Source organism: Variovorax sp. GW823-FHT04F07 (assembly GCF_058795995.1).
This window is the reverse complement of sequence record NZ_JBXAIG010000003.1, coordinates 748,951-772,351: the sequence shown is the minus strand read 5'-3', so window position 1 is coordinate 772,351 and position 23,401 is coordinate 748,951. Positions and strand designations below refer to the sequence as shown.

The following is a 23,401-nucleotide window of genomic DNA, read 5'->3' as shown; positions in this document are numbered from 1 at the left end:
TCCCGCCCTCGGAGGCAGCGCTGTCGTATGGTGGCGGGTGCGACAACCCCGCCCCTGCCATGCGCCCCGTCATTCCCGTTGAAGCCGATGCGCCGACGCCCCTCGCCGTGCGGACCGTGACCTGCGCGATCGACCAGATCGCCGTGGCCGATCTGCCGCGCAGCGCCAGCTCCCCACTCTTCGAACGCCTTCGCCGCTCCGTGCGCGGGGTGACCCTTCGCACGCCGCCTTCGAACGAGGCCGCGCGCTGGCACACGCACACGATCGGCGGCGTCGCCCGGCGCCTTGCGCAGCCCCTCACGTTCACGCCGTACGCCTCCGTGAAGCCTTGTTCGGCACGTTGCGGCTTCTGCTCGGAAAACCTGCGCAAGACCGACGGCGGAACCTCGGCGTCCCGGCTGCGTCCGGCGCCCGACTACTTCGACGGCCTGTCCCGCGCGCTGCGGGCCTTGCGCGGCGTGCCGCTGTCGTGGTCGCTCTCGGGCCTGGAAACGAGCGACGACGCCGACTGGATGCTCCGGCTGCTGCACACGCTGGCCGCGGGCGAAAGCGAAGGCCCGGTGGTCGAAGACCGTGTGCTCTATACCAACGGCGCAGGCTTTGCCGGCCCGCAGGGCGAGGTGCTGCGGCGCGCGCTGCAAGGCTTCGGAATGAGCTGGCTGGAGCTGTCCCGCCACCACCACGACGGCGCGGTCAACCAGGCCATCATGCGGTTCCGGCCCGAGGTGGCCATCGGCGACGCCGCCGTGTTCGAACGCACCGCGCGCCAGCTCGCCGATGCGGTGGCGCTGCGGCTCGTGTGCATCCTCCAGCGCGGCGGCGTCGCGCAGCCGACCGACGTGGCCGCGTACCTCGCGTGGGCACGGCAATGCGGCGCCGGGACCGTCGTCTTCCGGGAGTTCTCGCGGCTCGACGACGGCTATCGCGACAACGCCACCGCGCGCTATCTGCGCACGCAGCGGGTCTCGATGGACGCGCTGCTGACGGCCTGCCTCGACGACCCCGACATCTCGCGCGGGTGGACCCTCGAAAGCCTCACCGAGGGCTACTACTTCTGGAACCTGCGCCTGCGCACCGACAGCGGCCTGACGGTCGTCTTCGAAAGCGCCGACTACGGCGCCATGCACGCGCGCCACGCGACCGGCGATGTCTACAAGCTCGTCTACTTTGCCGACGGACAGCTCTGCGCCGGCTGGGAGCCGGGGCACGACGTGCTGCTCGACACGCGCACCGCGAAGGCCTGTCCATGAGCAGTCACAGCTGGCTGATGCTCGACCATGAATCGCCGCGCTACCGGCTGCCGGACGACCTGCGCGCGCGGGACCCGATGAGCGGGCGCGATTGCGGATGGGTCGAGCAGATGCTGCCCTTCGTGCGCCGGTTCTCGCAACCGGGCGACACGGTGTTCGACTCGTTCGCCGGTTTCGGCACGACGCTGCTCGCGGCACGCCTCGAGCAGCGCCAGGCCCTGGGCTGCGAAGTCGATGCAGGCCGCATCGACCTCATCCGCGAGCGGCTGGCACGCCACGGCCTCGCCCACGGCACGACGCTCCTGCACGCCTCGTGCGATGCGCTCGAAGACGCCGCGCTCCCGCCCTTCGACCTGTGCCTGACGAACGTCCCCTACTTCGGTTGCCGCTGGACCGGTGCGCAGGCAACGTCCCAGCTCTACGACAGCCCCAGCTACGCGCAGCACCTCGATGGCCTGCGCAACGTCTTCCATCGTGTCCGCGCCGGATTGCGCGAGGGCGGCGCTTGCATTGCGATGGTGGAAAACCTCCGGATCGGCGATCGCGTGCTGCCGCTGGCCTTCGATCTCGCTCGCATCCTGGGTTCGCTCTTCACGATGGAGGAGGAGCGCGTGCTGGTCTATCCGCACGACGCGGAAGACAACGACACCGATGCCCGCACCGACCGGCGCCACGAACACGCGCTGGTCTTTCGCAAGCAGCGCGAGCGCATCGACCTGCCAGCCACCGCCGCGCTGCTCGAGGCCATGCGCGCAGAAGGACACGCCTTCACGCTGTTCGGCAGCTTCGCGCGCTGGCAGCAGGACCCACAGGGCCCTCCGCCCGCAGACGCCGACATCCGCGTCGACGCCGACCCGCAGCGCCTGGATACCGTGCTGCGGTGGCTGCAAGGGCAGGGCTTCTCGGTGACGAGCTGGGGCGACCCGGTCACCGCGCCCCTTCACCTCGACAGCTACCGCGGCCGCTTCTACTTCCGAGCCGACCGCATCGATGCCCGTGGCGCATTGATCCGGCTCGACATCTGCTACGAGCAATGAGTGGCATGACGCAACCCGCACAGCGGTGGACCGACCCGCACCACGACCGCGCTCAGTGTGCGCAGGACACTGGGTGCTTCCCGCAGCGAAATCAAGGAGGAGGGCGAAGCCCGGGGGACATTCGCGGAGGGAAGTACCCGGTGGCCTGTGCACGCGCCCTGAACCACGGCGCAACAAAACGAGAGAACCACTGAAGATGGGCGCCCTCCCTCTCTTCTTCCGCCTCATGGCCGCCTCCCTCAGCGGCCAGGCCAGGTACCCCGCGTCCGCGCTGCTGCTGACCCTCGGCCAGTTCCTGGGCACAGGCATCGAGGTCGTCGCCGTCTGGGCGCTGTTCCATCGCTTCGGCGAAGTGCAGGGCTGGGGCATCGGCGAGGTCGCGCTGTTCTACGGCCTCGTGAACTGCATGTTCGCCCTTGCCGATGCACTGGGCCGCGGCTTCGACGTGCTGGGCACCGAGTTCCTGCGCACCGGCACCTTCGACCGGTTGCTGCTGCGCCCACGTCCGCTCGCGTTGCAGCTCATGGGCCACGACGTGCGCATCAGTCGCCTCGGCCGTCTGCTGCAGGGCCTGCTCGTGCTGGCCTTCGCGACCGTGCAGGCCGACATCGCATGGACCCCCAGCGCCTTGGCAATCGCACTGTTCGCCCTGGCCGGTGGCATCGCGCTGTTCCTCGGCATCCTCGTGCTGCAGGGCACGCTGTCGTTCTGGACCGTCGAAAGCCTGGAGATCGCCAACGTGCTCACCTACGGCGGCGTGCAGGCGGCGCAGTACCCGCTGGCGCTCTATGCGCAGTGGTTCCGCCGCGTGCTGACCTTCATCGTGCCGCTGGCCTGCGTGGCGTACTACCCGGTGCTGGCGATCCTGGGCAAGCCCGATCCGCTGGGCGCGCCGGCCTGGGTGGGGTGGGTGTCACCGCTCGCGGGTTTCGTGTTCCTCGCGGCGGCGTTCGGTGCGTGGCGCCTCGGGCTGCGCCACTACACCTCGTCGGGCAGCTGATCAGCCGGCGCTCTGCAGCGCCAGCCCCGCGTGCTCGCGCAGCGGATGGAAGTGGATCTTCGGAAAACGCTCCTGCGCCAGCCGCACGTCGTACGGCGAGGTGCACAGGAAGGCCAGCGTGTCGGCCGCGTCCTTGGCCATGCGCACCGGGTAGGCGTGGACGAACTCGCGCAGCTCGGCCGGCGTGTCCGCCGTGATCCAGCGCGCGCCCGTGTACTGGCAGCCTTCGAGGCGCACGTCGGCGTCGTACTCGGCCTTCAGGCGGTGCTGCACCACTTCGAACTGCAGCTGGCCGACCGCGCCCAAGAGCATCGGGCCGCCGACCTCGGGGCGGAACACCTGGATCGCGCCTTCCTCGCCGAGCTGGGCCAGGCCCTGCTGCAGCTGCTTGGTGCGCAGCGGGTTCTTCAGGATCACGGTCATGAACAGCTCGGGCGCGAAGAAGGGCAGTCCGGTGAACTGCAGGTTCGCGCCGTCGGTGATGGTGTCGCCCAGCTGCACGCCGCCGTGCGTGGTGAAGCCCACGATGTCGCCCGCGTAGGCCTCTTCCACCGCCTCGCGGCGCTGGCTCATGAAGGTCACGACGCTGGTGGGGCGCAGTTCCTTCGCGGTGCGCTGCACCTTCAGCTTCATGCCCGGCGTGTACTTGCCCGAGGCCATGCGCACGAAGGCGATGCGGTCGCGGTGGTTGGCGTCCATGTTGGCCTGCACCTTGAAGACCACGCCCGCGAAGTCCTTGTCCTCGGGCTGGATCTCTTTCACCACCGGCTGGCGGTTGACCAGCGTGGTGCTGGTGCGCGACTGCGGCGAGGGCGCCAGGTCGACCAGCGCGTCGAGCACTTCCATCACGCCGAAGTTGTTCACGCCGGAGCCGAAGAACACCGGCGTCTGCTTGCCGGCCAGGAAGGCCTCGCGGTCCCAGGTGGGGGAGGCGCCGGTGGCCAGTTCCATGCTTTCCATGGCGTGCTCGAAGTCGGCACCGAAACGCTTGACGAGCGTGTCGCGCTCGCTCAGCGGGATGGTCTCGAAGTCGTGCGGCAGCCGCTCGCTGCCCGACTCGAACACCGTCATCGCCTGCGTGCGCAGGTTCATGATGCCGCGGAAGCTCTTGCCCTGGCCCACGGGCCAGGTCATGGGCACGCAGGGCATGCCGAGTTCGCGCTCCACCTCGTCCAGGATGTCCAGCGGCTCGCGCACTTCACGGTCCATCTTGTTGACGAAGGTGATGATGGGCGTGTCGCGCTGGCGGCAGACCTCGATCAGCCGGCGCGTCTGCGCTTCCACGCCGTTGGCCGCGTCGATCACCATCAGCGCCGAGTCGACGGCGGTGAGCACGCGGTAGGTGTCTTCCGAGAAGTCCTTGTGGCCGGGCGTGTCGAGCAGGTTGATGACGTGCTCGCGGTACACCATCTGCATCACCGACGAGGCCACCGAGATGCCGCGCTGCTTCTCGATTTCCATCCAGTCGGAGGTGGCGTGGCGCGAGGCCTTGCGGGCCTTCACCGAGCCGGCGATCTGGATCGCGCCCGAGAACAGCAGCAGTTTTTCGGTCAGCGTGGTCTTGCCGGCGTCAGGGTGGGAAATGATCGCGAAGGTGCGACGGCGGCGGGTTTCGGCGAGAAAAGACAAGGTGGGCAATCTGCAGGGGAATCCCCCGATTTTAGGAGGCCGTGCCGGAACGGGACGGCGCGCCCGGGCTGACCGGCGGATTCGAGCTGGTTTCCTTGCTTTGTCCGGCGATGCGGATGCCGTTAAAGGTGTGTGTGCAGCAAGGGCAGGTCGGTGTCATGTGTTCGGGACCCAGCGCCGGATTCACCACTCGCAACTTGCCTTCGGCATCGACAAACAACCCGCTGTAGTAGCTGGCGTCGCCAATCCTGACGACGTCCTTTTTTTCGTCTTCGCGCAGGGCTACCAGCCAGAAGATCGGTTCGGGACGGTCGAGCCGCGCCACGGCTTCGCTGTGGACTTGGTCCCAGTCGGCACCGACCTTGGACAAGAGAAACCGGCACAGGGGCGTGTAGTCGAGTCCGCGCAAGTGCTTTCCGTGCATGGCGCGTCGCGTCTCTTCGGAACGTTCGTTGTTTTTCGTGTTCCGCTCATGCCGGTAGTCGCCGCCGAAATCGTGATGTACGTTTCGGGCCTTGGTGTTGACCTTGCGATAGAGCGGCTTCTTCGACGCGTGCGGGTTCATCCCCGCTTTATGCCCTAAAACGCCTCCGTCACCCCGTACGCCCGCATCTGCGCCTCGACCTGCGCCGCGTCCTGGCTCAGCACCACGAGGTCGTGCGCCTTGCCCTCGCGGTCCTTCACGTGGCGGGTCAGCAGGGCCTCGGGCCGGAAGCCGAGGGCCTGGAAGACGGCAATGGCGCCGCGCTGGTCGACGGTCATCTGGGCGACGATCTTTTCCTGCCCGTGGGCGAAGGCCAGCGCGCAGCCTTCCTGCGCCAGCTGCTGGCCCAGGCCGCCGCCGCGCAGCGCGGGCGACACCAGCACGCGCAGCTCGGCCACGTGGCCCGACCACGAATGCGGGTCGCGGATGACGGCGGCGCAGCCCAGCACGGCGCTGTCGCGCACGGCGAGCACGCTGTCGATGTCGCCGCGCTCGATGGCGCGGACCCAGGCGGCCATCACCTTGGGCTCGGTGATGTCGCGCGGCAGAAAGAGCAGGTCGTGCGCCGGCAGCGCCTGCGCGAAGGCCAGCACGGCGGGGGCGTCGGCGCCGGTCATCAGGCGCAGGGCGATGTCGCCGTCCGCGTGGGAAACGGTGCGCGGGTAGGTGCGGGAAGAAGATGCGGTCATGAGCGTAGGGGGAGGGTTGTGTTCGTCAGGTGGAGCGCACGCCCAGCCACTCGTCGAGCTTGGGCCACAGCCGCCGCACGGCGTTGGTGCCGGCCGCCAGGCTCACGTGGCCGCCCTTGAGCACCACCTCTTCCTTGTCGGTGGAGCCGATGCCGGCGATCAGCGGCTGCCCCGCCTCGTAGGGCACGATGTGGTCGTGCTGCGCCAGCGCGTGCAGCACCGGCACGGTGATGTTCTTCAGCAGCACGGGGCGCCCGCCGAGCACCAGCTCGCCCTTGTGCAGCTTGTTGTCCCACATGAGTTCCTTCACCGTCTGGCGGAAGTACTCGCCGGCCAGCGGCAGCATCTCGGCGCCCCAGCGGTCGAACATGCGGTACGACTTGACGAACTCGTCGTTGGCCATGTTGTCCCACAGCTGCACCAGCCCGGCGCCGCGCCCCGCGGGGCGCAGCATGTCGAAGGAGGCGAACAGCATCTCGGGCGGCACGTTGCCCACGGTGTCGATGAGGCGGTCGACGTCGAAGTAGCGCCGGTCGGACCACGCATGAAAGAGCTTCATGCGGCTGAAGTCGATCGGCGTGGTGAAGAGCGCCAGGTTCTTCATCGGCCCGCCGGGGTGCAGCGCCGCATACAGCGTGGAGAGCACGCCGCCCATGCAGTAGCCGGCGATGGTCACGTCGTCCTCGCCCGAGTCTTCCTGCACGCGGCGGATCGAGTCGGGAATGAAGTCGAGCACGTAGTCCTCGATGCGCAGGCGCTTCTCGTCGGGGCGCGGCGCGTTCCAGTCCATCACGTAGACGTCGTAGCCCTTGAGCAGCAGGTACTCGACCATGCTCTGGCCCGGCGCGAGGTCGAAGATGTAGGCGCGGTTGGTGGTGGCCATCACCATGAGCACCGGCACGCGGTAGATCTCGTCGACCATCGGGCGGTAGTGGTACAGGCTCAGCGTGCCGCGCCGGTGGATCTCGTCCTTGGGCGTGAGGCCGACGGCAGGCGCGGTCGAGGTCAGGAAGTCCAGCCCCTTGATGTTGCGCTGGATCGTGCGCTCGATCTCGCCGCGGATGTCGGGCAGCTGGAAGGTGTCGGGCGGCGCGCTCATGGGCGGCGCTTTCCAGCGGTGCGTTTCCTGGGGGCGGCGGCCTTGGCTGCCGGTGCAGGCACTGCCGCCGCCGGCGGTTGCTTGGTGCGACGCGGCCGGGGCGGTGCAGTGGCCGTATCGGCGGTCCGCGCGGCCGGCCCGGCCCCGCCTTCCAGCGCGCGGCGGATGCCCGCCAGGTGGTCGTCGATGCGGTGCAGCTGCTCGCCCAGCGCCTGCAGGTCGGCGCGCGTGGGCAGGTTCAGCAGCGTGAGGTAGCGCGCCATCAGGTCGCCCACCGCCTTCTGCGCGGTGAGCGAGGCGTTCATGCCGCCGTGCATGCCCTGGCGGAACGGGTCCGAGGCCATGGCTTCGTTGGCGAATTCGTTGGTGCTTTTTTCCCACTGGGCCGTGAGCTCGCGCCACAGGGCCATGGGATCGAGGGACGGAAACTGGTTCATGAAAAACACCTCCGTCTGGGTTTCTTGTCGTTGTCTCTTTTTCTTCAGTGATCGTCGCGCCGCGCCGCCCGTGCGGTGTGCGCGGCGATGGCCTCGATGATCTGCGGCCACATCGCGATCGGCAGCGCATGGCCCATGCGCGGAATGCGCAGCAGCGTCGCGCCGGGAATGGCCTCGGCCACGTCGATGCCGCAGGCCACGGGCACCAGCGGATCGACATCGCCGTGGATCACCAGCGTCGGCACCTGCACCGCGCGCAGCGCCGGCTTGCGGTTGCCCGACGCGAACACGGCCGCCAGCTGCCGCGCCACGCCGCCCGGGTTGAGGCCGCGCAGGAAGGCCAGCTGCGCGCGTTCGGCGTCGCGCGCCTCGTCGAGCGGAAAGGCGTCGGGGCCGCGCAGCACGCGCCACAGCTTGGCGTGGTGCGGCAGGTAGGCCTCGAAGCTGGTCGGCGCGGGCGCGAACAGCACCGCCAGCGCCTCGGGCGTGGGCGGCGGCAGGGCCGGGTCGCCGGTGCTCGACATGATGCTGGTGAGCGAGCGCATCCGCCCCGGGTGATGGACGGCCATCTCCTGCCCGATGGCGCCGCCCATCGACGCGCCCACGACGTGGGCGCGCGCGATGCCCAGCGCATCGAGCAGGCCGGCGCAGTCGTCGGCCATGTCGCGCAGCGTGTAGGGCACCTGCAGCGGCCGCCCCGCCATGGCCTGCAGCATCAGCGCCTGGATGTCGGGCACGCCGGCGTGCGGCAGGTGGGTGGAGTGGCCGATGTCGCGGTTGTCGAAGCGGATCACATGGTGGCCGCCGGCCTGCGCCAGGGCGGCGCAGAACGCGTCGTCCCAGGCGACCATCTGGGCGCCGAGGCCCATGACCAGCAACAGCGGCGGCGCCTCGGGGTCGCCGAAGCTGTCCCAGGCCAGTTCGATGCCGTTGGCGCGGGTGCGCCGTTCGGTGCGGGGCGCGACGGCGGTCATGCGGGCCTTTCTTTTCTTCTTGTTACTTGCGCTGCAGCAGCTTCGTGACCTCGTCCACGTTGGCCTGGATGCGCTGGCGCACCACGTCGAAGGCGTCGGCCTGCGACTTGGCGGCCAGGGTGGCCAGCTCCTTGATGTCGTCGACGGCGCGCTGGAACGACTGGCGGCCCAGCTCGTCGAGCTTGGCGAGGTTTTCCTTCGGGTCCTTGCCCGGCATCGCCTTGGCGGCGGTCTGCCATTCGGCGATGGCCGTCTTGATCATTTCGGTCTGTCGCTGCACCACGGTCTGCAGGCCCTGGTAGGACTTCTCGTTGGCCTGCATCAGCGCCTGCAGGTCCTTGCGGCCGCTGTCGAGCAGCTTGCCGGCGCCGCCGGTCAGGTTCAGGTTCTGCAGGCGCTCGGCCATGCCCTTGAGGTTCTTCATCGGATCGAGCATGTCCGCGGCGGACGGCGCCGCCTGCTTCGCGCCGGCGCTGCTGGCGGTGGTTTTTTTCGCGGCGGCTTTCTTGGCAGTGGCCATGGTGCGGAATCTCCTGTGTCGGGTGATGAAAACAATCGAACGGGTGGATGCAGGCAGCGGCCGGGCGGCCGGGGCCCGCCGCCACGATACGCCGGGCCGGCGCGGCTCAGGGCGCTCCAAGCGCGGATTTGCCTGCGGAGTTTCCCGGGGTGGCCCGCGCCGCACGGCCCGGCCTGGCGGGTGTCCGCGCTTTCCGTGATGTGGGATGCCCCGGTCGATTGGCGGGCCGGGCGGCCGCGACTACAATCCGGCGCTCCGAGGAGCGTTGCAGCGCCGTCAGGCGTGAGGCTCGGACCACATCGCAACCACGCTCACCCGCTGTTCTCGCGGTGAGTCTTTCTTCCCCGTACGCAGTGGCATCTTTCAAACCAGTTTTGGAGTTCACATGAGCGCTGTACTCAAGCCCACCCCCGTCTCGACCGCCGACCAGGCGATTGCCGACCTGTCCCTTGCCGCCTGGGGCCGCAAGGAAATCAAGATCGCCGAAACCGAGATGCCCGGCCTGATGGCCATCCGTGAAGAGTTCTCGAAGGGCCAGGCCCTGAAGGGCGCGCGCATCACGGGCTCGCTGCACATGACCATCCAGACGGCCGTGCTGATCGAGACGCTGCAAGCCCTGGGCGCCGAAGTGCGCTGGGCCTCGTGCAACATCTTCTCGACGCAGGACCACGCTGCCGCCGCCATCGCCGCCGCCGGCACCCCGGTGTTCGCCATCAAGGGCGAGTCGCTGAAGGACTACTGGGACTACACCCACGCCATCTTCGACTTCGGTCCCAAGGGCTCGAAGGGCGAAGGCCCGAACATGATCCTGGACGACGGCGGCGACGCCACGCTGCTCATGCACCTGGGCCAGCGCGCTGAAAAAGACCTGGGCGTGCTCGCCAACCCGACCAGCGAAGAAGAACGCATTCTGTACGCCGCCATCAAGGCCAAGCTGGCCGTGGACGACACCTGGTACACCCGCAAGTCGGCCGAGATCATCGGCGTGACCGAAGAGACCACCACCGGCGTGCACCGCCTGAACGAGATGAGCGCCAAGGGCACGCTGCTGTTCCGCGCCATCAACGTGAACGACTCGGTCACCAAGAGCAAGTTCGACAACCTCTACGGCTGCCGCGAATCGCTGGTCGACGGCATCAAGCGCGCCACCGACGTGATGATCGCCGGCAAGGTGGCCTGCGTGGCCGGCTACGGCGACGTGGGCAAGGGCTCGGCCCAGGCGCTGCGTGCACTGTCGGCGCAGGTGTGGGTCACCGAAATCGACCCCATCAACGCCCTGCAGGCCGCCATGGAAGGCTACAAGGTCGTGACCATGGAGTACGCCGCCGACAAGGCCGACATCTTCGTGACCACCACCGGCAACCGCGACGTGATCCGTCACGAGCACATGGCCGCCATGAAGGACCAGGCCATCGTCTGCAACATCGGCCACTTCGACAACGAGATCGACGTCGCGTCGATCGAGAAGTACGAGTGGGAAGAGATCAAGCCGCAGGTGGACCACATCACCTTCCCCGACGGCAAGAAGATCATCCTGCTGGCCAAGGGCCGCCTGGTGAACCTGGGCTGCGGCACGGGCCACCCGAGCTTCGTGATGTCGTCCTCGTTCGCCAACCAGACCATCGCCCAGATCGAGCTGTTCACCAAGCCCGACGCCTACCAGGCCGGCAAGGTCTACGTGCTGCCCAAGCACCTGGACGAGAAGGTCGCGCGCCTGCACCTGAAGAAGGTCGGCGCCATGCTCACCGAGCTGACCGACTCCCAGGCCGCCTACATCGGCGTGGACAAGAACGGCCCTTACAAGCCGGACACCTACCGCTATTGATCCGCGTGCGCGCCGATCAACTGTTGGTAGAGCGCGGCCTGGCCGCGTCGCGTTCGCAAGCCGTGCGGCTCATCGCCGGCGGCATGCGCTGGCGTGACGCGGGCACGGGCGACGCGTGGCGCAACGTCGCCAAGAACAAGGACGAAGTGCCCGAGTCGGCCGAGCTCGAGCTCGCCGACGCCGCCGAGGCGCGCTACGTGTCGCGTGGCGGCCTCAAGCTCGAAGGCGCGCTGAAGACCAGCGGCGTGGACCCGACCGGCAAGCTCTGCCTGGACGTCGGCCAGTCGACCGGCGGCTTCACCGACTGCCTGCTGCAGCATGGCGCCGCCAAGGTGGTGGGCGTCGACGTGGGCCATGGGCAGCTGCATGCGCGCATGCGCGAGGACGAACGCGTGGTCGCCATCGAAGGCGTCAATGCGCGGGCGCTGTCGCCGGCTGACCTGCAGGTGGACGATGAAGAAGACGCAGAAGCTGGCGAGGCGGTCGAAGCTGTCGAAGCCCCGCCTGAACCGCGCTTCGACCTCATCGTCGGCGACCTGTCCTTCATCTCGCTCACGCTGGTACTGCCGGCCGTGGTGCAGTTCCTGGCCGACGACGGCCAGTTGCTGATGCTGGTCAAGCCGCAGTTCGAGCTGCAGCCCGGCCAGGTCGGCAAGGGCGGCATCGTGCGCGACGAGGCGATGTACGCTGTGGTCGAGAAGCGCCTGCACGACGCCTGCGCGGCGCTCGAGCTGAAGGTGCTGCGCTGGTTCGACAGCCCGATCGCCGGGGGCGACGGCAACCGCGAGTTTTTCATTCACGCCGTTCGTGCTGCTGCCAAGGCGGGCGACGGTTCCTAAGGAGACGCAGGTGCGCCTTCCGCTGAGTTTCGAATTCTTCCCGACCAAGACGTCCGAAGGCGCGGTCAAGCTGCGCGCCGTGCGCCAGCAGCTGTATGCGCGCAAGCCGCAGTTCTGCTCCGTCACCTACGGCGCGGGCGGCTCCACGCACCAGGGCACCTTCGGTGCGGTGCAGGAGATCCTGGCCGAGGGCGTGGACGCAGCCAGCCATTTCTCGTGCATCGGCGCCACGCGCGCCACCGTGCGCGAGCAGCTGGCCGAGCTGAAGGCCATGGGCGTCAAGCGCCTCGTGGCGCTGCGCGGCGACCTGCCCAGCGGCTACGGCATCGGCGGCGAGTTCCAGTACGCGAGCGACCTGGTCGCCTTCATCCGCGAGGAGACCGGGCGCGACTTCCACATCGAGGTGGCCTGCTACCCCGAAGTGCATCCGCAGGCGCGCTCGCCCGAAGCCGACCTGCAGGCCTTCGCGACCAAGATGAAGGCCGGCGCCGATTCGGCCATCACGCAGTATTTCTTCAGCCCCGAGGCCTACTTCCGCTTCGTCGACGACGCGCGCAAGCTGGGGCTCGACACGCCGATCGTGCCGGGCATCATGCCCATCACGAGCTCGACGCAGCTCATGCGTTTCTCGGACGCCTGCGGTGCCGAGATTCCGCGCTGGATCCGCCTGCGGCTGCAGGGCTTCGGCGACGACACGGCCTCCATCAAGGCCTTCGGCCTGGACGTGGTGACGGACCTGTGCGCGCGCCTGCAAGCGGGCGGCGCACCCGCGATCCACTTCTACACGATGAACCAGTCGGCGGCCACGCTGGCGATCCTGGAGCGCCTGGATTGAGAGGGCTGCGCGCGGTCGCCGTCGCGGTCTCCTGCGTGCTCGCAGGGTGCACCATGCCGCCTGCCACGCAGGAGAAAGACGCGGACACCACCGCCACGCCGGCGGCGTCCGGCAAGCGGCTGCAGCCGCTGGGACGCGGCCTGGCCGTGCCGCCCGGCGCCGCCCCGCGCTCGGCCGTGCCGTCGGTGCGCTACGACCTCGCGGTGTCCGGCACCGGCGAGTCGCTGGACGACGGCGTGCCCGGCGATGAACCGCGCGAGATCTTCGAGCGCGGCGGGGCCTCGTGGTACGGCATCCAGTTCCACCAGCGCAAGACCGCCAACGGCGAGCGCTTCGACATGGGCGCCATGACGGCGGCCCACAAGACGCTGCCCTTCAACACGCGCGTGTGCGTGCGCAGCCTGGTCAACGGCAGCGAGGTGCTGGTGCGCGTCAACGACCGCGGGCCCTTCACGCCGGGCCGCATCATCGACCTGAGCCGCGCCGCGGCCGACCGCATCGGTCTCACGAGCATGGGCATCAAGCAGGTGGCGCTGTCGGTCATCGACCGCGAGGGCATGCGCTGCGGCGGCCAGGCCGTGGCGGCGGAAGATCTGCAGCCCGCGCTGTTGCCCGAGGCTCCGACGTCGCGCGTTCGCGCGCCGGCACCTGCGCGCAAGCGGGTGATCGTGCCGCCGCGCAAGCGTCGCTGAGCGGCCTGCCTCAGCCGCCGCTCTCGAGCGAGTAGGCGGCGTTGCGGTCCTGGGCCAGGCGCTCGGCCAGCTGCGGCAGTGCCTCGGCCAGTTGCGCCTTCAGCGTGTAGGGCGGGTTGATCAGGAACATCCCGCTGGCCGGCAGGCCCGGACGCTGCGTTTCGCCCGAGGCGGCGTCCTTCGTGATCTTGCTCGACTTGACCGTCAGCGTGGCGTGCAGCCACGGCTTGCCGGCCTTGGTCGCCATCGTCTTCAGGCGGCGCGGCAGGTCGTGCGCCTCGGGGCGCGGAATGATCGGGTACCAGACGGCATACGTGCCGGTGGCGAAGCGCTTGAGCGCCTCGGCCGCGAAGTCGAGCACGCGGCCGTAGTCGGTCTTCATTTCGTAGCTCGGGTCCATCAGCACCAGCGCGCGGCGCGAGGGCGGCGGCAGGAACTTGGTGGCGCTGCCGAAGCCGTCGTCGCGCAGCACGGCGATGCGGCGGCCGGCCTCGAGCTGGGCGATGTTGGCGTCCAGCGTGCGGGCGTCGGTCGGGTGCAGCTCGAACAGCTTGAGCTTGTCGTGGTCGCGCAGCAGGTGCTGCACGATGAACGGCGAGCCGGGGTAGACGCGGGCGCCGCCCTTGGGGTTGAAGTCGTGGATCACGCTGAGGTAGCGGGCGATGGCTTCGGCGACCGGCTTTTCTTCGGCGGGGGCTGCGGGCTTCTTGCCCGTCGACTTGGCGGCGGGGGCGGGTGTGGCGGGGGCTTTTTCCGGTTCGGTGAAGAAGCGCAGCACGCCGTCGGCCGCTTCGCCGCTGGTGCCGGCGTAGTCGCCGTCGAGCCGGTACAGGCCGGCGCCGGCGTGGGTGTCGACGACGGTCAGCGCGGCGTCTTTTTCAAGCAGGTGGTCGAGGGTGGCAATCAGGACCGTGTGCTTGAGCACGTCGGCGTGGTTGCCGGCATGGAACGCGTGGCGGTAACTGAACATGGAATGAGGCCTGAAAAAGTGGAAAGGGGAGCGCTAGACTCGCGCGGCGCTACATTGATTTACAAAACACAACGAGGGGCAGCAATGCGAGGAGCCGGATGGCGATTTTGGGGCCTGTGCGTCGGCGCGGGTGTTTTGTCTATTTTGACGGGCTGCGCCTCCGTGACCCACGGCACCACGCAGAACGTGAAGGTCGAGACCCTGTCGCCCGAGGGCAAGGTGGTCGACGGCGCCCGCTGCCGGGTCTCGAACGACCGCAATGATGCGGTGGTGCGCTCCGGCCTGACCCTGCCGGTGCGGCGCTCGGGCGAGAACCTGAACATCGAATGCACCCAGTCCGGCCTGCCGCCGGCCCGCGGCCAGGCGATTTCGCGCGTCAACGTGGGCCTGGTCGGCAACGTGATGATCGGCGGCCTGGTCGGCGTGGCGATCGACACCGGCACCGGCGCGGGCTTCAACTACCCGAGCTGGATCCAGCTGATCTTCGGCGAGGTGCGCAGTTTCGACCGCAGCGCGCAGACCGGCGACGAGGCGACGGTCGGCATGAAGATCGGCACGACCGAGATGGCGGCTGCGCCGGCGCCGAAGACGGCCGTGGCAGCGCCTGTGCCTGCGCCCGCGCCGGCCGTGGTCGCGCCACCGCCGCCTCCCGTGGCGGTCGCACCGCCCGCTCCGGTGCGACCTGCGCCCGCAGTGCCGCCCGCCGCGCCCGACGCCCGCGTCTCGATGGACGACCTGCGCGGCCTGCTGCCCGCCAAGCCGTGAAGCCGATCTGGACGAACGCCGCGCCGTGGCTGTGCGCCGCGGGCGCCCTGCTGGCCGCCGGCCCCGCCGCCGCGCTGGAACCCGACGCCCTGTTCGCCAAGCTGACCGGCAGCGTCTGGGCCGTGCGCACCTTCGACGCGCAGGAGCGCCCGCTGCGCGCCGGCAGCGCCGTGGTGATCGCGCCCGGCCGGCTCGTCACCAACTGCCACGTGCTCGCCAAGGCCAGCAACTTCGTGGTCAAGCGCGACAACGTCACCTACGGCGCCACGCTCGAATACCCGGACCCGGGGCGCGACCTGTGCCAGATCAAGGTCGCCAACTTCACGGCAACCCCGGTGACCCTGGCGCCCGCCGGCGGTGCGCGGGTGGGGCAGCGCGTGTACGCCATCGGCAACCCGCGCGGGCTGGAAAACACGCTCAGCGAAGGCCTGTTGTCGGGCCTGCGCGGTGGCGACGGCGAGGCGCGGCTGCTGCAGACCACGGCCGCCATCGCCCCCGGGTCGAGCGGCGGCGGGCTGTTCGACAGCGACGGCCGCCTGCTGGGCATCACCACCTTCTCTGCCCGCGACGGCGGCAACCTGAATTTCGCGATGCCGGCCGAGTTCCTGGCGGAACTGCCGGCCCGCGCCCAGGCGCAACTGGCGGCGCGGGCCCGGGAGCCTGCGGGCGCTGCCGCCCGACGGGTGGCCGACGCCGGTGGGGCGGGCATCCCGCTGACCGAGCCGCTGCGCGCCGGCGACGCGCTCGAGTACGTGCGCACGGACCGGCTGACGGGCAACCGGGCGCCGGTGATCTACCGGGTGGACCGGGTCAGCGGCGACGAGGTGTCGTTCAATGCCGGCAGCCGGATCGAGAAGACCAACGGGCAGGTGGTCTCCATCACGTCGCCGGCCGGCGGCCTGTTCGACACCGCGTCGCCGCCGGGCGGCTGGGCATTGCGCAAGGACGACATCCAGCCCGGCATGCGCTGGCAGCTCGACTACGTGACGACCACCGGCGACCGGCTGCGGCATGAACTCACCGCCTCGGTGGGCGGCGAGCAGACGATGCGTGTGGACGGGGTGGAGTTGAACGTGATGCGCATCGGCTACGAGGGCTGGATCTTCGCCTCCAGCACCACCAGCTTGCCGCTGACCGGCGCCAGCACGCGCTTTCGGGGCGCCGCCTGGTACAGCCCCGAGCTGGGCCGGGTCGTCCGTTTCGAGGGCGAATACCAGCGCGGGGTCTCCTCGGGGGCCAACGAGAGCCTGGAACTCGTCCGCATCCAGCGCTGAGGCCCCCGGAAGCCCGAAAATTGGCCGTTTGGCCATTTCTTCATATAATCGCGGGCTTCGCAGCGTTTTTGTAGCCCCGCGGCGAAGGCATGCCAGCTGCCCGTTCATTGGGCGGAAGGCGTGAAAACCCACCTAAGAGATTCCCATCAGAGGAACGCCGACCGTGGAAAAGGGCTCGCCAAACCCTCTTTCAAGAGAAAAACTCATGACCAAAACGTTCAGCGCCAAGCCCGCTGACGTGACGCACGAGTGGTTTGTGATTGACGCGACCGACAAGGTCCTCGGACGAGTAGCCAGCGAAGTTGCTCTCCGTTTGCGCGGCAAACACAAGGCCATTTACACGCCTCACGTCGATACCGGTGACTACATCGTCATCATCAACGCCGCGCAACTGCGCGTCACCGGCGCCAAGTCGATCGACAAGGTGTACTACCGTCACTCGGGCTACCCGGGCGGTATCACGGCGACGAACTTCCGCGACATGCAGAACAAGCACCCGGGCCGCGCCCTGGAAAAGGCTGTCAAGGGCATGCTGCCCAAGGGCCCGCTTGGTTACGCGATGATCAAGAAACTCAAGGTGTACGGTGGTGCTGAGCACCCGCATACCGCCCAACAGCCCAAAGTGCTGGAACTGTAAGGAGCCTTGAGAATGATTGGTGAATGGAACAATGGCACCGGCCGTCGCAAATCCAGCGTCGCCCGCGTGTTTCTGAAAAAAGGCACCGGCAAGATCACGGTCAACGGCAAGGACATCCAAGCGTTCTTCGGCCGTGAAACCTCGATCATGATCGCCAAGCAGCCCCTGGCGCTGACCAACAACCTCGAAGCTTTCGACGTGATGGTCAACGTGAACGGCGGCGGCGAATCGGGTCAAGCCGGCGCCACGCGCCACGGCATCACCCGTGCCCTGATCGACTACGACGCTTCGCTGAAGCCCGTCCTGAGCCAAGCCGGCTTCGTGACGCGCGACGCACGTGAAGTCGAGCGTAAGAAGGTCGGTCTGCACTCCGCCCGTCGCCGCAAGCAGTTCAGCAAGCGCTGATCCCCTGCTCGTTGCGAGACAAGAAGCCGCCCTCGGGCGGCTTTTTCGTGGCCGCGTCCCCCAGGTGCCCCTGGTGGATGCGGCGCCCGACCCCACTTGCGATGGGTGCTCGCCACAGTCGGCCTGCCGAAAATGCGGCATTGCAGTAGCATCCGTCCCATTGGCCGCCCAAGCGGCCCCCCAAGGAGTTTCACCCCATGAGCGCTGTTGCCGAAAACATCCAGACCCAGATGCCCGAGCCGATCGTCTTCACCGACAGCGCGGCCGCCAAGGTCGCCGACCTGATCGCCGAAGAGGGCAATCCCGACCTGAAGCTGCGCGTGTTCGTGCAGGGTGGCGGGTGCTCGGGCTTCCAGTACGGTTTCACCTTCGACGAGATCACCAACGAAGACGACACCACCATGACCAAGAACGGTGTGTCGCTGCTGATCGACGCCATGAGCTACCAGTACCTGCTCGGCGCCGAGATCGACTACAAGGAAGACCTGCAGGGCGCCCAGTTCGTCATCAAGAACCCGAACGCCACCAGCACCTGCGGCTGCGGTTCCAGCTTCTCGGCCTGATGCCTGGATGCTGCTGACCAGCCCCCTCGAAAAAGCCGCCTCCGGGCGGCTTTTTGCTGCCCGTCGTTTTCCCGAGTCCACGCCTTCCCGATGAGTCCCGAAGAAACCGCCGTCCCCGTCGATCCCGCCCGCAAGAGCCTGCTGTGGCTCGTGGCCGTGGGCTTCTTCATGCAGACGCTGGACGCCACCATCATCAACACGGCGCTGCCCGCCATGGCCGCCAGCCTGGGCGAGAGCCCGCTGCGCATGCAGTCGGTGGTGGTGGCCTACGCGCTCACGATGGCGATGCTGATCCCGGCCTCGGGCTGGATCGCCGACCGCTTCGGCACGCGGCGGATCTTCTTCTGCGCCATCGTGCTGTTTGCCGCCGGCTCGGTGCTGTGCGCGCTCTCGCAGGGGCTGGGGCAGCTCGTGGCGGCGCGGGTGGTGCAGGGCCTGGGCGGGGCGCTGCTGCTGCCTGTGGGGCGCCTGGCGCTGCTGCGCACGGTGCCCCGCGGCGAGTTCCTGCAGGCGATGAGCTTCGTGGCCATTCCGGGGCTCATCGGGCCGCTGCTGGGGCCCACGCTGGGCGGCTGGCTGGTGCAGTACGCCTCCTGGCACTGGATCTTCCTCATCAACGTGCCGGTGGGGCTGGCCGGCTGCATCGCCACGCTGCGCTACATGCCGGACCTGCGCGGCGCCCTCCAGAAGCGCTTCGACGGCGTGGGCTACGCGCTGCTGGCCTTCGGCATGGTGGCGATCTCGCTGGCGGTCGACGGCGTGTCGGGGCTCGGGCTGCGCCAGGGCGGGGTGATGGCGGTGCTGATCTTCGGCTTTGCCAGCGTGGTCGCCTACTGGCTGCGCGCGGCACGCACGCCGGAGCCGCTGTTCTCGCCCGCGCTGTTCGGCATTCCGACGCTGAGCATCGGCCTGCTGGGCAACCTGTTCTCGCGCCTGGGCAGCAGCTGCATGCCCTTCCTGGTGCCGCTGCTGCTGCAGGTGTCGATGGGCTATTCGCCGGTGCGCGCGGGGCTGATGATGCTGCCGGTCGCGCTGGCCGGTATGGCCATGAAGCGCTTTGCCACGCCGCTGATCACGCGCCACGGCTACCGCCGCGTGCTGGTGGCCAACACGGTGCTGGTCGGCTGCACCATGGCCAGCTTCGGCCTCACGGCGCCGGGGCAGCCGGTGGCGCTGCACCTGTTGCAGCTGCTGGTGTTCGGCGCGGTCAATTCGCTGCAGTTCACGGCCATGAACACCATCACCCTGAAGGACCTCGACGGCGGCATGGCCAGCAGCGGCAACAGCCTGCTGTCGATGGTGCAGATGCTGGCGATGAGCCTGGGCGTGGCCGCCGCCGGCGCGGTGCTGGCGGGCTACAACGGGGTGTTCGGCACGGCCACGGCGGTGCAGACGCTCGATGCGTTCCAGGCCACGTTCGCGACGATGGGGCTCATCACGGTGGCTTCGGCGCTGATCTTCTGGCATCTGCCGGCAGAAGTGCGGGCGGCGCAGCCTGCGCAGCCGGAAGTCTCCGGCCAGGGTTGACGCAGATCAGGCCGGGTAGATCGCGCCGAGCACCCGCGCCCCGCGCGCGCCGGTCACGCTCGCGAGGTTGCCGGGTTCGCGCCGGACGGTGCGTCGGGCCAGCCACGCGAATGCGGCAGCCTCGACCTGCTGGGGCGGCAGGCCGTGTTCTGAGGACGCCTGCACCTGCACGCCGGGCAGCAGGGCGCGCAGGCGGGCCATGAGGTGGTCGTTGAGCGCACCGCCGCCGCAGACGATCAGCAAGGCGCTCTCTTTTTGATAGCTACGCAGCGCTGCCGCACAGGTGCTGGCGGTCAGCTCGGCCAGCGTGGCCTGCACATCGACAGGCGCCCAGGCGGCCGTGCCCAGGTGGCCGGTCAACCAGTCCGGATGGAATAAATCGCGCCCCGTGCTCTTCGGTGGCGCCTTGGCGAAATACGGTTCGGCCTGCAGCCGGGCGAGCAGCTCGGGCAGTACGCGCCCGCTGGCGGCCCACTGGCCGCCCCGGTCGAAGGGCTGGCCGAGGTGGCGCTGGCACCAGTGGTCCATCAGCGCGTTGGCGGGGCCGCAATCGAAGCCCAGCAGGGAGGCAGTGCCAGCAGGCGCGCTCGTGGCGGGCAGCAGGCTCAGGTTGGAGATGCCGCCGAGGTTCAGCACCGCGACGGGGGCATCAGGCCGGGCGAACAGGGCCTGGTGGAAGGCCGGCACCAACGGGGCGCCCTGGCCGCCGGCCGCGAGGTCGCGGCTGCGGAAGTCGGCGACCACGTCGATGCCGCTCAGTTCGGCCAGCAGCGAGGGGTTGTTGACCTGCAGCGTGTAGCCCGTGCCGTCGAATTCGAGCGGCCGGTGGCGCACGGTCTGGCCGTGGGCGCCGATGGCGGTGACGGCGTGGGGTGCCGTGCCGGTGCTGGCCAGCAGCTGCGCGACCACGTCGGCATACACCCGTGCCAGGCCGTTGCCGGCCAGGGCCGCGCGGTGCAGTTCGTTGTCGCCGGGGGTGTTGAGCGCCATCAGCTCGGCGCGCAGCGGGGCGGGAAAGTCGGCGCTGGCATGGCCGATCACCGCGAGGTGGCCATCGTCGGAGAAATCGGCAATGACGCCGTCGACCCCGTCGAGCGAGGTGCCCGACATCAGGCCGATGAAGCGTTGCTGCGGCGGCTGCGGTGCGGCGGCCATGCCTGGGGGCGCGAGGCTCAGTCGGCGCTGGCCTGGATCACCGAGAAGGCGGCAGCCAGCTCGGTGCGGGCGCCCACGGCGATGCGTTCGAAGGCCGGGCGCAGGGCCGCGGTGATCGGTGCGCCGCCTTCCTGCGCGATCGTGGTCGGGTCCTGGTAGGCCCCGCCGACGCGGTATTCGAAATGCAGGTGCGGGCCTGTGGCCCAACCGGTCGAGCCGACGGCGCCGATGGTCTGGCCCTGGCTCACGCTCTCGCCGGCCTTCACGTTGATGCGGCTCAGGTGGGCGTAGGCCGTCTGCTGGTTGTTGCGGTGGTTGATGATGACGATGTTGCCGTAGCCGCTTTGCGTGCCGGCGAAATCGACCGTGCCGTCACCGACCGTGCGCACTGCGGTGCCCGTGGGCGCCGCGTAGTCGATGCCGTTGTGCTGGCGCCAGCTGTTCAAAATCGGATGCATGCGCATCGCGAAACCGCTGGAGACGCGCGAGAACTCGACCGGCGTGGCCAGGTAGGCCTTGCGCAGGCTGTCGCCGTTCGGGCGGTAGTAGCTGCCCTTCTGGCCCGCGCCCGGGGGCTGGAACCAGACGGCCTGGTGGACCTTGCCGTTGTTCTCGAACTCGGCCGAGAGCACGCGGCCGCTGCGCAGCGCCTGGCCGTCGGCTTCGAAGGTCTCGTAGACCACGGCGAAGCGGTCGCCCTTGCGCAGCGAGCGCACGTCGACGTCGCCCGCGAAGATGTCGGCCAGCTGGCTCGCCACGGCGTCCGGAATGCGCGAGTCGTCGGTGGCGGCGAACAGCGAGCTGCGGATGGTGCCGCTGGCCAGGCGCGTGCCCGGCGTCAGCATGTCGCGCTCGGTGCGGGCCACGAAGCCGGTGGGGGTGCGCTCGACGACGAAACGCTTGAAGCCGCCGTCGGCGTCGGGAATCCAGCGGGCGCTGAGCTTTTGCAGCTGGTTTTCCTGCGTGGCTTCGGCCGTCACGGTGCGGCCTACGCGCGCGAACAGCGCCATGCGCGCTTCGGCGTTGCCGCGCACGAAGGCGGTGGCGGCGGGGTCGGAAATGCCCAGGCGCTTCATCAGCGTATCGGCCGTGTCGCTCGAACGCGAGACGTCGGTGCGGAACAGCGTGAAGCTGAAGTTCTCGAGCGACGCCGACTGGTCGGCGAAAGACACCGGCGCGGTGGCTTCGAGCACTTGCTGGATGGGGAGGTCGGACGCGTCGGGACCGAGCGAGGCGACCGCGAGGGTGCCGGCGCTGAGCAGCATCGCAGCGATCGCTGCGGTGATCTGCTTGGGGTACGTCCGGAATGTGTAGGCCACGCGGGAAGCGAGAAGCTCCTCGGCGGCGAGAATGCCGTTGATCAAACTGTGGATTCCAACTCAGGTTCTGCAGGTCCGTGCTGCAAGGCCCAGTGCGTTCAGGGCGGCAGGAGACGGTGCGGAAAAAAAGCGCCGCTTAGAATCCGGCGCTTGAAAAGTCGGGCTGAGTATAGCTTCGGCCACCGGAAAAACCGCCAAAAAAGCCCATGAACGCCGAATCTGTTACATCCACCAGCCTCTCCGATGGTGTAAGACAAGCCCTCGAAATATCCCTCCGAGGCGCTGACGAGCTGCTGCCGCAGGACGAGTGGGTCAAGAAGCTCCAGAAGGCGGAAGCCAGCGGCAAGCCGCTGCGCATCAAGCTGGGCCTGGACCCGACCGCACCGGATATTCATATCGGACACACGGTGGTGCTCAACAAGATGCGCCAGCTCCAGGACCTGGGGCACCGCGTGATCTTCCTGATCGGCGACTTCACCTCCCTGATCGGCGACCCCTCCGGCCGCAACAGCACCCGCCCGCCGCTCACGGCCGAGCAGATCCGCGCCAACGCCGAGACCTACTTCGCCCAGGCCAAGCTGGTGCTGGACGAGTCCAAGACCGAGATCCGCTACAACTCCGAGTGGAGCGACCCGCTGGGCGCGCGCGGCATGATCCAGCTGGCGGCCAAGTACACGGTGGCGCGCATGATGGAGCGCGACGACTTCAACAAGCGCTTCAAGGCCGGCCAGTCGATCTCGGTGCACGAGTTCCTGTACCCGCTGATGCAGGGCTACGACTCGGTGGCGCTCGAAAGCGACCTCGAGCTGGGCGGCACCGACCAGAAGTTCAACCTGCTCGTCGGCCGTCATCTCCAGCAGGAATACGGCCAGGAGCCGCAGTGCATACTTACTATGCCGCTGCTCGAAGGGCTCGATGGCGTCGAGAAGATGTCCAAGAGCAAGGGCAACTACATCGGCATCAGCGAAGACGCCAACAGCATGTTCGCCAAGGTGCTGTCGATCTCCGACACGCTGATGTGGCGCTGGTACACGCTGCTGAGCTTCCAGTCGGTGGCGCAGATCGAGGCGCTGAAGGCCGAGATCGCGGCCGGGCGCAACCCGAAGGACGCCAAGGTGGCGCTGGCCAAGGAAATCACTGCGCGCTTCCACAGCGCGGCGGCGGCCGACGCGGCGGAGCAGGACTTCATCAACCGCAGCAAGGGCGGCGTGCCCGACGAGATTCCCGAGGTGGCACTGAGCGGCGCCCCGCTGGGCATCGGCCAGCTGCTCAAGCAAGCCAACCTGGCGGCTTCGTCCGGGGAGGGCAACCGCCTGATCGACGGCGGCGGCGTGCGCATCGATTCGGTCGTGGTGTCCGACAAGGGCCTGAAACTGCCCGCGGGCAGCTACGTGGTGCAGGTCGGCAAGCGCAAGTTTGCGCGCGTGACCCTGAGCTGATCGACAAAAAAAGGCCCCTCGGGGCCTTTTTCAATGG

At 68.7% G+C, this 23,401-nt stretch carries 24 protein-coding genes and 1 riboswitch; of the genes, 14 read left to right on the top strand and 10 right to left on the bottom strand.

The window, feature by feature from the left end; translation table 11 throughout:
* The first annotated feature begins 59 nt into the window (after positions 1-59).
* The 3 genes from AC1RAA_RS18895 (at position 60) to AC1RAA_RS18885 (ending at position 3,287) form a co-directional block, all read left to right on the top strand.
* Complete coding sequence (locus AC1RAA_RS18895; RefSeq protein WP_492730678.1) at positions 60-1,250, top strand: hypothetical protein; 1,191 nt, start codon at positions 60-62, stop codon at positions 1,248-1,250.
* Positions 1,247-2,287 carry a DNA methyltransferase gene (locus AC1RAA_RS18890; protein ID WP_492730680.1) on the top strand — a complete coding sequence of 347 codons (1,041 nt, stop codon included), beginning with the start codon at positions 1,247-1,249 and terminating at the stop codon, positions 2,285-2,287. The genes AC1RAA_RS18895 and AC1RAA_RS18890 overlap by 4 nt, the downstream gene beginning before the upstream one ends.
* 196 nt (positions 2,288-2,483) lie before the next feature.
* Positions 2,484-3,287, top strand: a complete 804-nt coding sequence (locus AC1RAA_RS18885; protein ID WP_492730682.1) for an ABC transporter permease — start codon at positions 2,484-2,486, stop codon at positions 3,285-3,287.
* On the opposite strand, the gene AC1RAA_RS18880 is transcribed toward AC1RAA_RS18885, so the two are convergent.
* Genes AC1RAA_RS18880 through phaP form a run of 7 tightly spaced genes read right to left on the bottom strand, consistent with a single transcriptional unit; the run spans position 3,288 to position 9,119 of the window.
* Complete coding sequence (locus AC1RAA_RS18880; RefSeq protein WP_062482912.1) at positions 3,288-4,916, bottom strand: peptide chain release factor 3; 1,629 nt, start codon at positions 4,914-4,916, stop codon at positions 3,288-3,290.
* A 31-nt stretch (positions 4,917-4,947) separates the two neighbouring features.
* Positions 4,948-5,481: a hypothetical protein gene (locus tag AC1RAA_RS18875; protein WP_492730685.1), complete on the bottom strand. Its 534-nt coding sequence runs from the start codon at positions 5,479-5,481 to the stop codon at positions 4,948-4,950.
* 14 nt (positions 5,482-5,495) lie between these two features.
* On the bottom strand, positions 5,496-6,089 hold the full coding sequence (locus AC1RAA_RS18870; protein WP_492730687.1) for a GNAT family N-acetyltransferase: 594 nt from the start codon (positions 6,087-6,089) through the stop codon (positions 5,496-5,498).
* A gap of 25 nt (positions 6,090-6,114) precedes the next feature.
* On the bottom strand, positions 6,115-7,188 hold the full coding sequence (locus AC1RAA_RS18865) for an alpha/beta fold hydrolase (protein WP_062482906.1): 1,074 nt from the start codon (positions 7,186-7,188) through the stop codon (positions 6,115-6,117).
* Entirely contained in the window at positions 7,185-7,625 is a 441-nt protein-coding gene (locus tag AC1RAA_RS18860) for a hypothetical protein (RefSeq protein WP_492730689.1), read from the bottom strand. The genes AC1RAA_RS18865 and AC1RAA_RS18860 overlap by 4 nt, the downstream gene beginning before the upstream one ends.
* Positions 7,626-7,669: 44 nt before the next feature.
* Positions 7,670-8,599, bottom strand: coding sequence for an alpha/beta fold hydrolase (locus AC1RAA_RS18855; protein ID WP_492730691.1), 930 nt, complete (start codon positions 8,597-8,599; stop codon positions 7,670-7,672).
* A 22-nt stretch (positions 8,600-8,621) separates the two neighbouring features.
* Positions 8,622-9,119 carry a TIGR01841 family phasin gene (gene phaP, locus AC1RAA_RS18850; protein ID WP_062482351.1) on the bottom strand — a complete coding sequence of 166 codons (498 nt, stop codon included), beginning with the start codon at positions 9,117-9,119 and terminating at the stop codon, positions 8,622-8,624.
* A 251-nt stretch (positions 9,120-9,370) separates the two neighbouring features.
* A riboswitch (S-adenosyl-L-homocysteine riboswitch) is annotated at positions 9,371-9,439 on the top strand.
* Positions 9,440-9,504: 65 nt separating this feature from the next.
* Between phaP and ahcY the strand changes: the two genes are divergently transcribed.
* Genes ahcY through AC1RAA_RS18830 form a run of 4 tightly spaced genes read left to right on the top strand, consistent with a single transcriptional unit; the run spans position 9,505 to position 13,310 of the window.
* Positions 9,505-10,944: an adenosylhomocysteinase gene (gene ahcY, locus AC1RAA_RS18845; protein ID WP_070062885.1), complete on the top strand. Its 1,440-nt coding sequence runs from the start codon at positions 9,505-9,507 to the stop codon at positions 10,942-10,944.
* A gap of 5 nt (positions 10,945-10,949) precedes the next feature.
* On the top strand, positions 10,950-11,783 hold the full coding sequence (locus AC1RAA_RS18840; protein WP_492730694.1) for a TlyA family RNA methyltransferase: 834 nt from the start codon (positions 10,950-10,952) through the stop codon (positions 11,781-11,783).
* Between the two features lie 10 nt (positions 11,784-11,793).
* A complete protein-coding gene (gene metF / locus AC1RAA_RS18835; RefSeq protein ID WP_492730697.1) occupies positions 11,794-12,618 on the top strand; it encodes a methylenetetrahydrofolate reductase [NAD(P)H] in 825 nt (274 codons plus the stop codon).
* A gap of 53 nt (positions 12,619-12,671) precedes the next feature.
* A complete protein-coding gene (locus AC1RAA_RS18830; RefSeq protein ID WP_492730699.1) occupies positions 12,672-13,310 on the top strand; it encodes a septal ring lytic transglycosylase RlpA family protein in 639 nt (212 codons plus the stop codon).
* A 10-nt stretch (positions 13,311-13,320) separates the two neighbouring features.
* On the opposite strand, the gene AC1RAA_RS18825 is transcribed toward AC1RAA_RS18830, so the two are convergent.
* Positions 13,321-14,280, bottom strand: a complete 960-nt coding sequence (locus AC1RAA_RS18825; protein ID WP_492730701.1) for a 23S rRNA (adenine(2030)-N(6))-methyltransferase RlmJ — start codon at positions 14,278-14,280, stop codon at positions 13,321-13,323.
* 162 nt (positions 14,281-14,442) lie between these two features.
* Between AC1RAA_RS18825 and AC1RAA_RS18820 the strand changes: the two genes are divergently transcribed.
* The 6 genes from AC1RAA_RS18820 to mdtD all read left to right on the top strand — a co-directional run bounded on the left by AC1RAA_RS18820 (position 14,443) and on the right by mdtD (position 19,451).
* Positions 14,443-15,045 carry a hypothetical protein gene (locus tag AC1RAA_RS18820; RefSeq protein WP_492730703.1) on the top strand — a complete coding sequence of 201 codons (603 nt, stop codon included), beginning with the start codon at positions 14,443-14,445 and terminating at the stop codon, positions 15,043-15,045.
* Positions 15,042-16,319, top strand: coding sequence for a S1C family serine protease (locus AC1RAA_RS18815; protein ID WP_492730705.1), 1,278 nt, complete (start codon positions 15,042-15,044; stop codon positions 16,317-16,319). The genes AC1RAA_RS18820 and AC1RAA_RS18815 overlap by 4 nt, the downstream gene beginning before the upstream one ends.
* 205 nt (positions 16,320-16,524) lie before the next feature.
* Positions 16,525-16,956: a 50S ribosomal protein L13 gene (rplM, locus tag AC1RAA_RS18810; protein ID WP_062479213.1), complete on the top strand. Its 432-nt coding sequence runs from the start codon at positions 16,525-16,527 to the stop codon at positions 16,954-16,956.
* 12 nt (positions 16,957-16,968) lie between these two features.
* Positions 16,969-17,361: a 30S ribosomal protein S9 gene (gene rpsI, locus AC1RAA_RS18805; protein WP_062479216.1), complete on the top strand. Its 393-nt coding sequence runs from the start codon at positions 16,969-16,971 to the stop codon at positions 17,359-17,361.
* A gap of 197 nt (positions 17,362-17,558) precedes the next feature.
* Entirely contained in the window at positions 17,559-17,924 is a 366-nt protein-coding gene (gene erpA / locus AC1RAA_RS18800) for an iron-sulfur cluster insertion protein ErpA (protein WP_056577477.1), read from the top strand.
* 90 nt (positions 17,925-18,014) lie between these two features.
* A complete protein-coding gene (gene mdtD, locus AC1RAA_RS18795; protein ID WP_492730707.1) occupies positions 18,015-19,451 on the top strand; it encodes a multidrug transporter subunit MdtD in 1,437 nt (478 codons plus the stop codon).
* A 6-nt stretch (positions 19,452-19,457) separates the two neighbouring features.
* On the opposite strand, the gene AC1RAA_RS18790 is transcribed toward mdtD, so the two are convergent.
* Together AC1RAA_RS18790 and AC1RAA_RS18785 are read right to left on the bottom strand one after the other, a co-directional pair.
* Positions 19,458-20,606, bottom strand: a complete 1,149-nt coding sequence (locus AC1RAA_RS18790) for an anhydro-N-acetylmuramic acid kinase (protein WP_492730709.1) — start codon at positions 20,604-20,606, stop codon at positions 19,458-19,460.
* 17 nt (positions 20,607-20,623) lie between these two features.
* Complete coding sequence (locus AC1RAA_RS18785) at positions 20,624-21,970, bottom strand: M23 family metallopeptidase (RefSeq protein WP_492730711.1); 1,347 nt, start codon at positions 21,968-21,970, stop codon at positions 20,624-20,626.
* A gap of 161 nt (positions 21,971-22,131) precedes the next feature.
* Between AC1RAA_RS18785 and tyrS the strand changes: the two genes are divergently transcribed.
* Positions 22,132-23,364, top strand: coding sequence for a tyrosine--tRNA ligase (gene tyrS / locus AC1RAA_RS18780; protein WP_159272807.1), 1,233 nt, complete (start codon positions 22,132-22,134; stop codon positions 23,362-23,364).
* The last annotated feature ends 37 nt before the right edge of the window (positions 23,365-23,401 follow it).